This window comes from Methylobacterium sp. Leaf111, from assembly GCF_001423285.1.
GTDB lineage: Bacteria > Pseudomonadota > Alphaproteobacteria > Rhizobiales > Beijerinckiaceae > Methylobacterium.
Genome location: NZ_LMNE01000016.1, coordinates 43,726 through 54,473, shown reverse-complemented (window position 1 = coordinate 54,473; position 10,748 = coordinate 43,726). Strand labels below are relative to the sequence as shown.

Here is a 10,748-nt window from a genome sequence, read left to right as displayed (position 1 = left end):
CGCCATCACGCGCAGGCTGCCTAACCTCTCACCCCAGATGGACCAGAGCCTCCGCTCCTGAACACCGCTGAATGTCCCAAATCATCTGACGACAGACAATGCTGGGTCATCAGCACCTCGCCCTCCGCTCCAACCAGGATCGACGCAAAGGGATGAACGCCGCTCTCGCGAGCTTTGCGTGACTCCGCGATAGCGATGCGAAGCAGTTTCTCGTGGTCGAGCGCGGTGGTCATCGGACACTCCCTCTTCGTCTGAATATCGTTCCCGGATCGACCGAACGCGTGTTCCACTCAAGCAGCGAATTGCGCACGATCCGTGCGTCTCACACGGACGCACGGGGGCCAACCATGTCGCTGATCTCGCACGCGGCCTTTACGATGGGACCGAACGACGGCGCCCGCATCCTCATCACGTTCCTGATCGCTTTCTTCCCGATTGTGGTAGTGACGATCACCGGCCTCCTCGCGACACCGGAGGAACTCGTCGAGTTGTCGCGCTACCTAAGAGCTGGCCGGTATCGGGAGGTGACGCAGATCCGCCTGCCCTTCGCGATGCCCTGTATCTTCTCGGCTCTAAGGGCCTCGATGACGCTGGCGATCGTCGGCGCCGTCGTGGCAGAACTGGTGGCGGCCGACCGGGGCCTCGGCTTCTTCATTGCTTACTCGACGTCCATGTTCCGCATTCCGGCGGCCTTCGCCGGTCTCAGGCTCCTCATTGTCATCAGCCTCAGCCTATTCCAGCTTGTTCCGGAAGTTCAGCCTCTCGCGGCACCTTGGTCACTGCCCAAACGCTAAACTCCCTTCTTGAACAATCCAACAGGTCGGTTTCGTCACCCATCCTCACCGTTCCCACCGCCGGCGGCGGCTCGCTGCGCCAGCGCCGGATCGACGACAGGTGGGCGCGGTCGGGGTTCGGCCTCACACCACTCTCGCCGCGGGAACCCTGGGCGAGGTGGGCTCCGTAGCACTGACGCGCTCGACGGAGATCGGGTAGCCCTCAGATCCGCGAGCTGGAGCGCCAAGGAGGAATCAGGGGCGCTGAGCGCGACCCCGCTCGACCCCGTTGTCGTCGACAGTCTCGGTCGCAAGCAACCGGTCGCTTTCCGAGGGGGCAAGGAGGCGATGCTCCGAGCTTGCCTGGATGCGCCCGGAGGGGTCCTTAGAGAACCTGGGATAGAAATCGTCGGGTACGCGGATCGGCGGCGGACGAGAACAGGGTCCCGGGGGGACCGTGCTCGACGATGACGCCGCGATCGGTGAAGTAGACGTGGTCGGCGACCTCGCGGGCGAAGTTCATCTCGTGGGTGACGAGGAGGCAGGTCATGCCCTCCTCGGCGAGGTCTCGGATGGTGACCAGCACCTCCTTGACCGTCTCGGGATCGAGCGCGGCGGTGACCTCGTCGAACAGCATCACGTCCGGCCGCATCGCCAGCGAGCGGGCGATGGCGACCCGCTGCTGCTGCCCGCCCGACATCTCGCCGGGATAGGCAGCCTCCTTGCCCGCGAGCCGCACCTTGGCGAGGAGCGCGCGTGCCCGGGCCTCGACCTCCCGCTTGTCCTGGCCGAGCACGTGGATGGGCGCCATCATGACGTTCTGCAGCGCCGTCTTGTGCGGAAACAGGTTGTACTGCTGGAACACCATACCGACCTTGCGGCGCAGGGCCAGCTTGTCGAGCTTCGGATCGACCACCTCGATCCCGTCGACCCGGATGGTGCCGGAGGTGACCGGCACAAGGGCGTTGATGCAGCGGATCAGCGTCGACTTGCCCGAGCCCGACGGCCCGATGATGCAGACGACCTCGCCCCGGCGCACGTCGAAGCTGATGCCCTTGAGGACCTCGGCCTCGCCGAAGGCCTTGTGCACGTCGAGCAACTGCACGATCGGGCGATCGGCGGGCGGGACATGCGACATCGGGAACGCACCATCGGACAGGGTAGGCCTCACGCCGTCTCGAACCGCCGCTCCAGGCGCGCGGTCAGCCGGTCGATCGGGTAGCAGTAGAGGAAGAAGCACAGCAGGGCGAAGCCGTAGAGGGGCGCGAACAGCTCGGGCCGGCCCCCTTCCGCCGCGTGCACCTGCGCCGTCAGCGTCAGCATCTCGGTGACGCCCACGATCGAGGCCTGGACGGTGGCCATGGCGATCAGGGCATAGACGTTCATCCACGGGGGCAGCATCCGCTTCAGGCATTGCGGCAGGATGATGCGGAACAGCGTCTGGGGCCGGGTGAAGGCCAGGGATTCGGCCGCTTCCCACTGGGTGGCCGGCACGGAGCGCACGGCGCCGCGCACGATCTCGGCGACGTTGGCCATCACTGGCAGCGCGAATCCGACCGTCGCCTTGACCCAGTCGGGCAGCGGCACGCGCAGGCCGAACACCGTGACCTGGAACGGCACCAGGAACATGACGAAGAACAGCAGCACCAGCCAGGGCACGTTGCGGAAGACCTGCGTCAGGCCCCAGGCGACGCGGCGCAGAATCGGCCCCTCGCTGACCAGGGCGAGGCCCAGAGCGACGCCCGCTCCCGTCCCGAGGAGCATGGCCACGAGGGAGATGGCAACGTTGAAGGCAAAGCCCGTGAGCAGCAGCGGTGCCCAGCGCAGGATCACCTGAAGCGGCGACAGCACCGCGTCGGGCCCCTGCGCAAAGGCCGGCATCACGAGGACGAGGCCGGCGAGCCACGCTCCGAGGAGCCAAGCCTGCACCGGGCGGAGGGTGAACCGGGCCTGGGTGCGCAAGACCCGGAACGGCAGCAGGACCGGCAGGTCGCTCCCAGTCGACGGCAGTGGCCTCATCGGCTGTAGCCCGGGATCCGCAGGGCCCGCTCCCAGCGATGCATCAGCCAGACCAGGATGCCGACGAGGACGGCATAGGTCGCCAGCAGGACGACCATCATCTCCAGCACGTTCTGCGATTCCGACCAGATCTGCTTCACCGCGTAGAGCGTCTCCGGCACCGCGATGGCGTAGGCCAGGGTGGTGGTCTTCAGGAGGTTGATCAGGTTGTTGTTCAGGGCCGGCAGGCAGACCCGGAGGGCGAGCGGCAGCACGACGTAGAGGTAGGCCTTGAGCCGGGTGTAGCCGAGGGACTCGGCCGCCTCGACGGTGGTGCGCGGCACCGCCTCGATGCCCGAGCGGAAGATCTCGACGTTGAAGGCCCCGGCGAACAGGGCCAGCGAGACGATGGCCCATTGCACGTTGTCGAGGAGCGGCATGCGCAGGCCGTCGGCGGTCTGGGTAGCCGGCAGCAGGGTGCCGAGCCCGAAGTAGAAGAAGAAGATCTGGACCAGCGGCGGCGTATTGCGGAACACGACGACGAAGCCGTTGACGAGGCCGCGCAGGAGCCGGGAGGGACCGCCCTGCAGAAGCGCTCCCACGGCGCCGATGACGAGGCTCGCCAGGATCGTCGTCACCGCGAGCAGCAGGGTGGTCTTCAAGCCGTTGACGTAGCGGTCCCAGTCATAGGGGTCGTAGAAGACCGTGAAGTTGTAGCCCGTGGTCTCGTAGAGGCCCCGGAACCAGTTCGGAACGGCGTCCATCGTGCTCCTCGAGATGGCCGGTCGTTCGGCCCGGCGCGGTTCAGTTGGTCGCGTTCTTGTACTTTTCGTGCATCGCCTTCGAGTATTCCGTCGGCTCGATGCCCCACTTCTTCTCCTCCTCGACGATGAAGCCGGACTTCATCCACTCCTTGGTCGTCGTCTCCAGGAGGCCCTGCAGCGCGCCGTTGCCGAGCGCCACCGCCATCATCCAGGGGGCGTCGAGGATGCCCTTCAGCGGCAGCCCGTAATCCGCCTTCCAGTCGGCGTCGAGGAGTTTCCCCTGAAGCATGCTTTGGTCGTAGACGTAGCCGAGACAATTGCCCTGCTTGAGCGCGAAGAGCGGCTTCTCGGAGCCGTCGAAGGCGACGATCTCCGCACCGTAGGTCCGGGCCACGTCCTTGTTGTACCAGGCGCCCGAGGTGGCGCAGAGGGGCTTGCCCTTTAGCTGCGCCCAATCCGTGATGCCGGCTTTCTTGGGCAGCATCACGTTGACGAAGTCGGAATAGTATTGCGGGTCGATGGCCTGCACCACGCGGCGGCGCTCCGGCTTGTCTGAGAGCGTGGCGATGAGGAGGTCGACCTTGCCCTGCTGCAGGAACTCGATGCGGTTGGAGGAGACCACCGGCACGAGCTCGAGCTTCACGCCGAGGCGCTTGGCGACGTCGGCAGCCAGGTCCGGTTCGAGCCCGATGATCGCCCCGCTCGGATCGCGGAAGCCGAAGGGCCGGTAATCCGCCTTCACGCCGACGATGAGGGTCCCGCGCTGCTTGATCGCCTCGATCCCATCCGCCGCCGTCGCCAGGGAAGCGGACAGCACGATGGCCGCCGCGAGCAGACCAGAGCCGAGAAACGTCGAAGTCGGCTTGCGCATGGAAGGATACCTTATGCTGAGCACATCCGGCTCGACCGGAGACGAGACCGGGGCTCGACGCGCGCTCTTCGGGGAGACTGCCCTCTCGGGTCCGATCGGGTCAAGCAATCGACAGGCCATCGCTGTGGGGATCAGCCGAACCGCGCGAGCGAATAAGGTGCGAGATCGATGCGCCCGCCGCCCTGCAGCATCTCCTCGGCCACGGCCTCGCCGATGCCGGCCGAGTGCTTGAAGCCGTGCCCGGAGCAGGCCGACACGACGAGGACCCGGTCCATCCGCGGGTGGCGGTCGATAATGAAGCCCCGGTCGGGCGTCACGGTGTAGAGGCAGGCGGCGGCCCGGGTCACCCGCGCCGACGCGCCGGCGAGCCGGCCCGCCACGTGGTGTCGGTGCATCGCGGCGGATTCCGCGGGGCTCACGACGCGCTCGAGGGCCTCGGCCTGCGTCGATGTCTCGTACTGCTCGGTGGCGACCTTCACCTCGGTCTCTCCCGGCAGGGGCGGGAAGCCGTAGAGGTAGTCCGTGTCGCCGGAACCGTGCATCCAGATGAAGACCGGCGCATCGGACCCGTAGGCCGAGGCGTCGTCGAGGGCGTACCAGTGCAGCAGCTGGCGGTTGACGGTGAGCAGGTCCGTGAAGGGCGCGCCGAGCAGGGGCGCGGTCCAGGCCCCGGCGGAGACCACCACCTGATCGGCATGGACGACGCCCCGATCGGTCTCGATTCGGACCCCGCTCGGCTGCTGGAGGATCGATCGCACCGTCGTCCCGGTGCGGATCTCGGCCCCGAGCGCGCCGGCCCGGTGGAGCTGCGCGGCGATGCAGCGCTCGGGCCGGACGTAGCCGCCGCCCGGCTCGTAATAGGCCTTCTCGTCGCCGCCGAGATTGCGGAACTGGGGGAAGCGGCGCGCCACCTCGCGCCCGTCGAGAACTTCGTGCGGGATCGCGAAAGCCCGCGCGGCATCGATGGAGCGCCCGACGAAATCCGGCTTCCCGTGATGCGAGGAAACACCGCTGCCTGGCCCCATCACGAGAGCGCCGCAGGCCGTCAGCAGCGTTTCGCCGGTCTCCGCTTCCAGGCTCCGCCAGATCCGGTGCGAGGCCAGGACGAAGGGGACGTAGTCGCGGCCCTCGCCGACGGCCTGCCGGGTGATGCGGCTCTCGCCGTGGCTCGACCCCGAGCTATGCGGCGGGGCGAAGCGATCGAGGCCGACCGCCTTCGCCCCGCGCAAGCCCAACTGGTAGAGGGCCGCGCTGCCCATGGCGCCGAGGCCGACGACGGCAATCTCAAAACGGTCTTCCATCGGTGGATGCGCTCCGGTCCGCCCTCGAGGAGAATGCCGTTCGCTTGCGGAAAAATCGATGGCGAGGCAATGCGCCTGGCGGGATGCCATGCCCGGCGTGCCGATGGGACGGCGCCGACGCCGGCTCGCTCCGTCGCCGGACCCCGCTGCGATCGCGGAGCCGGCGGTCGCCGGCAACCGAAATCGACGCGCAAGATGTCGATGTCTTCCAATATTGGCCAGATTAAAAACGCGAATGCTCGCATGATACGCGCATCTTAGACCCAGCTGGATTGGTTTTCTCGTGATTGATCTTCCATGGGGCGAGCGGATAGGACGGTGAACGGCCTGCGCAGGCGGCTTGGCGCGTGCCTTGCATGAGTTGGCGCGCAGCGCAGAGCCATCGGCTCTCATGGGTTGGCGTGCCCATCCGACGATGCCCGTCCTGGACGGTGCTGCCCGGTCCGACTGCATCATGCCCTCCTCGATGCAGCCCTGCGTCCGGCAGACCGAACGGTCGCGGTGTCATCGCCCTCTGCGGGATCGGAGAGCATCATGTGCGAACGTGACGGTCTGTTCTTTCAACGCTTCTCCCGGCGTGGCCTTCTGCGCGCAGCGGGATCGGCCGGCGCTGCCATCGCGCTGCCGGCCCATCTCGCGGCCCTGGTCGCACCGGCCGCCGCGGCGGGCGCGATGACCACCGTCAAGGCGACCCACGGGTCCGGCTTCTGCAATCTCGGCATGTTCCTCGCCCATGAGCGCAAACTGACGGAGGGCGACGGGGTCAGCCTGGATTTCGTGGTGACGCCCTCGAACGCCGAGATCACGACCATGTTCGGTGCCGGGCTCGTCGACATGTCGATGATCCCCTACTCGAACTTCATGACCCTGTACGACGCCGGTGCCCCGGTGAAGATCGTCGCCGGCGGGGGTGTCCAGGGCTGCATGATCGTGGCCCGGGAAGGTATCCGGTCCGCGGCCGACCTGAAGGGCAAGACCCTCGGCACCTTCCAGGCGGACACCCTCGAGGTCTTGCCGTTCGACTATCTCAAGAAGGCCGGACTGACCTTCCAAGACCTCGACGTACGCTACCTCGATACCTCACCGGAGCTGGCCCAGGCCTTCATCGCCGGCGCGGTCGATGCGATCTGCCATATCGAGCCCTACGCCACGCAGTGCCTGCAGTCGCGCAAGGGCGCCACGCTCCTCTCGGACGGAACCGACGTCTACGGCGCCGGCTATTCCGATTGCGTCCTGGCGGCCCGGACACCGCTGATCGAGAAGAGCCCCGCCACCGTACGGGCGGTGATCAAGGCTCTGTTCACCGCGCAGTCTCAAATCGAATCCGATCGCACTGCGGCGCTGAAGGACACCGTCGGCAACTACTACAAGACCACCATGGAAGCCGCGGTCGATGCCTCCGCCAAGCAACCCGTCTGCACGGATCAGCGCAACCAGACCGACTTCATCATCGCCCGCGGGCAGTCGATGAAGGAGATGGGCTACGTCAAGAAGGCGCCCGGACCCGATGCCTTCGACTGGAGCCTGATGGAGCAGGTCATCGCCGAGAACCGGCCGCTCTATGACGGGCTGAAGCTGAAATCGGCCTGACGGACCCCGCGTCTCCCGGACCCGATTCCCGATCTTCCGAAAGGCAGCCTCATGGCCGCGACGGACGTTCCACTCGGCGCAGTGGCGCCGGTTTCTGTACAATCCGCGCAGGCGGCCCCGGGACAGGGGCGGCCCTTCGCTCCCCCGCGATACCCGCGCCTGCACGCGGGGCTGGCGACCCTCGGCTGGAGCCTCGCCTCGCTCGGCCTGTTCGCCGGCCTGTGGGAGGCTCTCTGGGCCCTCGGGTTCCTGAACCCGCTGCTCCTGCCGCCCCCGCACCTGTTCCTTGCCGACCTGCCCGCGACCCTGAAGTATTTCGACCGGTCCAACCGGATCGGCAGCCGCAGCGAGGGCGGAGGCGTGATGCCGCTCCTCGCCACCATCGGGTGGACGACCATGCGGGTCACGGTCGGGCTCGTCCTCGGCTTCGTCGGCGGCGTCCTGGTGGGCGCGCTGCTCCACTATGTCCGGCTGTTCCGCAACCTCGTCCTGCCCACCGTGCTCCTGCTGGCGCCGATCTCGCCGGTGGCTTGGCTGCCGGTGGCGATCTTCGTCTTCGGAATCGGTGACGTGCCGGCGATCTTTCTCGTCTTCATCACCCTGTTCTTCGCCATCGCGCTGACGACGAGCACCCAGATCGCAGCGGTGCCGGTCACCTACCTCAACGTCGCCCGCATCATGGGGGCGGATACCCGCCAGACCTTCTTCCGCGTGGTGCTGCCGGCGATCCTGCCGGGGCTGTTCATGACCCTGCGCCTCAACCTGTTCGCCGCCTGGATGGTGGTGCTGATCGCGGAGGCGGTGGGCGTCGGCAGCGGCCTCGGGCAGATCGTCTCGCTCGCCCGCTCGACCTTCAACGCCCGCCTCAGTTTCTTCACCATGGCGATCATCGGCCTGCTCGGCTTCGGCTTCGACTGGGCTTTGCGCCAAGTCCAGGCCCGGATGCTGTGGTGGATCGCCCCCCAGGGAGGCGGTCGATGAACGCTCCGGTCCCAAGCCCTTCGCTCCGCCGCCCCGCCGTGCACCTGTCGGGTGTCGGCAAGACCTGGTCGCCCGCCGGCCGCAGCCCCGTCCAGGCCCTGCGCGACATCGACCTCGACATCGCCCCCGGCGAGTTCGTGGTCTTCCTCGGCCCCTCCGGCTGCGGGAAGTCGACGCTGCTCTACATGATCGCCGGGCTTGAGCCGGCGAGCGCCGGCACGATGGAGGCGGACGGCCTGCCGATCGCGGGGCCGTCGGCCGAGCGCGGCCTCATCTTCCAGGACGCCTCGCTGTTCCCCTGGCTGACGATCCTCGACAACGTCGCCTTCGGCCTCTCCATCGGCGCGGTCCAGAAGCTGAAGCGCCGGGAGATTGCCGCCGAGATGCTGCGGCGGGTTGGCCTCGCCGACATGATGGACAAGAAGCCGGACGAGCTCTCCGGGGGCATGCGCCAGCGCGCCGCCTGCGCCCGGGCGCTCGCCATGCGCCCGAAGGTCCTCATGATGGACGAGCCCTTCGCGGCCCTCGACGTCCAGACCCGTGCCAAGATGCAGAATTTCCTGCTCCAGATCTGGCGCGACAGCGGCGCCTCCATCGTCCTCGTCACGCATTCGATCGACGAGGCGGTGGCGCTGGCCGATCGGGTCGTCGTGTTCACCGCCCGTCCCGGCCGGGTGAAGACCATCGTGCCGGTGGATCTACCCCGCCCGCGCAATCCCCGCGACCCACGGTTCCACGACCTGCGCGACCGCTTCGGCGAACTCCTCGCCGACGAGGTCGACCGGGCCTTCGCGGAGCAGGAGGCGCGCTGAGCGCCGCCCTCGTCCGCCGTCATCGTTCTCAATCGTCTCAAGGATCAGCATGACCGAGATCATCGTCGAGGCCCGCACCATCATCACGGGCGTGCAGGACCGGCATACCCCGATCATCCACGACAACGCCGCCGTGCTGGTGCGGGACGGCATCATCGTCGAGGTGGGCGATCCGGCGGCCTTGCGCGCCAAGGCACCGGACGCGACCGTGCATCGCTACCCGCGCCACGTGATGCTGCCGGGCTTCGTCAACAGCCATCACCATGTCGGGCTCACCCCCCTGCAACTCGGCTCGCCCGACCACGCCCTGGAACTCTGGTTCGCCACGCGCATCGCCGCCAAGCGCGTCGACCACGAACTCGACACCCTCTATTCCGCCTTCGAGATGCTCGCCTCCGGCGTCACCACCGTGCAGCACATCCACGGCTGGATGGCGGGCGGCTACGAGCAGGTCCACGGCGCGGCCTCGCAGGTGCTCGGCGCCTATCGCAAAATCGGGATGCGTGCCTCCTACTGCTACGCCGTGCGCGAGCAGAACCGCCTCGTCTACGAGGCCGACGAAGCCTTCTGCGAGCGCCTGCCCCAGCCCATCGCCGGGCAGTTGATGGCGCATCTCAAGGCGCAGTCGATGCCGTTCGCGGATTTCATGACTCTGTTCGAGACCCTGAAGGCGGAGAACGAGGGCGAGCGGCTCACCCGGATCCAGCTCGCCCCGGCCAACCTGCACTGGTGCAGCGACGAGGCGCTGCAGACCCTCAATGCCACCGCACGCAAGCACGGCGTGCCCATGCACATGCACCTTCTCGAGACCGCCTATCAGAAGGAATATGCCCGGCGCCGTACCGGCAAGACCGCCGTGCATCATCTGCACGACCTCGGCGTGCTCGGGCCGCATCTGACCCTCGGGCACGGCGTCTGGCTGACGGCGGAGGATGCCGACATCGCCGCCGAGACCGGCACCTGCATCTGCCACAACTGCTCGTCGAACTTCCGCCTGCGCTCCGGCGTGGCGCCTCTCAACCTCTACGAGGCCAAGGGCATGACCGTCGGGATGGGCCTCGACGAGGCGGGCCTCAACGAGGATCGGGATATGCTCCAGGAGCTGCGCCTCGTCCTGCGGGCTCACCGCACCCCCGGCATGGACGACGACGTACCCACCTGCCCGCAGGTCCTGCGGATGGCGACCGAGCACGGCGCCAAGACCACCGCCTTCGGCCAGAGCATCGGCCGCCTCGATCCGGGCCGATTCTTCGACGCGGTGCTGATCGACTACGACAAGGCGACCTATCCCTACCAGGACACCGACATCCCGATCCTCGACGCGCTGATGCAGCGCTCCAAGACGGGGGCCGTCGATGCGGTCTTCGTCGACGGGCAAATCGTCTACGCCGATGGCCGCTTCACCCAGGTCGACCGGGATGCCGTGCTCGCCGAGATAGCCGAAAGCCTCGGCCGGCCGCGGACCCCCGAGGAGGTCGCCCGGCGGGAGCTCGGGCTCGCCGTCACGCCCTACGTCAAGGCCTTCTACGACGGCTATCTGCCCGACACCCCGCGCCAGCCCTTCTACGCGCCGTCCTCGCGCAGCTGAAGATCAGCCCACGATCCTCCACGGAAACACGAGGTCCGACACGATGACGAGTCGAAAGCGGGCGGCGCTC

10 protein-coding genes are annotated in these 10,748 nt (G+C 67.6%); 5 read left to right on the top strand and 5 right to left on the bottom strand.

Translation table 11 applies throughout. From position 1 onward, the window contains the following. The first annotated feature begins 347 nt into the window (after nucleotides 1-347). A complete protein-coding gene (locus tag ASF41_RS11685) occupies nucleotides 348-794 on the top strand; it encodes an ABC transporter permease (RefSeq protein WP_056493407.1) in 447 nt (148 codons plus the stop codon). A 364-nt stretch (nucleotides 795-1,158) separates the two neighbouring features. Here the strand turns inward: ASF41_RS11685 and ASF41_RS11680 are convergent, their stop codons facing one another. From ASF41_RS11680 to solA, 5 genes are all read right to left on the bottom strand, one after another. Then, complete coding sequence (locus ASF41_RS11680; protein ID WP_056493405.1) at nucleotides 1,159-1,911, bottom strand: amino acid ABC transporter ATP-binding protein; 753 nt, start codon at nucleotides 1,909-1,911, stop codon at nucleotides 1,159-1,161. Nucleotides 1,912-1,940: 29 nt separating this feature from the next. After that, nucleotides 1,941-2,792 carry an amino acid ABC transporter permease gene (locus ASF41_RS11675; protein WP_056493402.1) on the bottom strand — a complete coding sequence of 284 codons (852 nt, stop codon included), beginning with the start codon at nucleotides 2,790-2,792 and terminating at the stop codon, nucleotides 1,941-1,943. Next, the gene (locus ASF41_RS11670; protein ID WP_056493399.1) at nucleotides 2,789-3,535 is read right to left on the bottom strand and encodes an amino acid ABC transporter permease; all 747 of its coding nucleotides are present in this window, start codon (nucleotides 3,533-3,535) and stop codon (nucleotides 2,789-2,791) included. Before ASF41_RS11670 ends, ASF41_RS11675 begins: the two co-directional genes overlap by 4 nt. Before the next feature lie 40 nt (nucleotides 3,536-3,575). Continuing rightward, nucleotides 3,576-4,406, bottom strand: a complete 831-nt coding sequence (locus tag ASF41_RS11665; protein ID WP_056493396.1) for a transporter substrate-binding domain-containing protein — start codon at nucleotides 4,404-4,406, stop codon at nucleotides 3,576-3,578. A 131-nt stretch (nucleotides 4,407-4,537) separates the two neighbouring features. After that, entirely contained in the window at nucleotides 4,538-5,707 is a 1,170-nt protein-coding gene (gene solA, locus ASF41_RS11660) for an N-methyl-L-tryptophan oxidase (RefSeq protein ID WP_056493390.1), read from the bottom strand. A gap of 534 nt (nucleotides 5,708-6,241) precedes the next feature. Here solA and ASF41_RS11655 point away from each other — a divergent pair. Genes ASF41_RS11655 through ASF41_RS11640 form a run of 4 tightly spaced genes read left to right on the top strand, consistent with a single transcriptional unit; the run spans nucleotide 6,242 to nucleotide 10,678 of the window. Further along, a complete protein-coding gene (locus tag ASF41_RS11655) occupies nucleotides 6,242-7,297 on the top strand; it encodes an ABC transporter substrate-binding protein (RefSeq protein WP_056349145.1) in 1,056 nt (351 codons plus the stop codon). A gap of 51 nt (nucleotides 7,298-7,348) precedes the next feature. After that, nucleotides 7,349-8,278: an ABC transporter permease gene (locus ASF41_RS11650; protein ID WP_056493387.1), complete on the top strand. Its 930-nt coding sequence runs from the start codon at nucleotides 7,349-7,351 to the stop codon at nucleotides 8,276-8,278. Further along, a complete protein-coding gene (locus ASF41_RS11645; protein WP_056493384.1) occupies nucleotides 8,275-9,090 on the top strand; it encodes an ABC transporter ATP-binding protein in 816 nt (271 codons plus the stop codon). The genes ASF41_RS11650 and ASF41_RS11645 overlap by 4 nt, the downstream gene beginning before the upstream one ends. A 49-nt stretch (nucleotides 9,091-9,139) precedes the next feature. Continuing rightward, nucleotides 9,140-10,678, top strand: coding sequence for an amidohydrolase family protein (locus ASF41_RS11640; RefSeq protein ID WP_056493381.1), 1,539 nt, complete (start codon nucleotides 9,140-9,142; stop codon nucleotides 10,676-10,678). The last annotated feature ends 70 nt before the right edge of the window (nucleotides 10,679-10,748 follow it).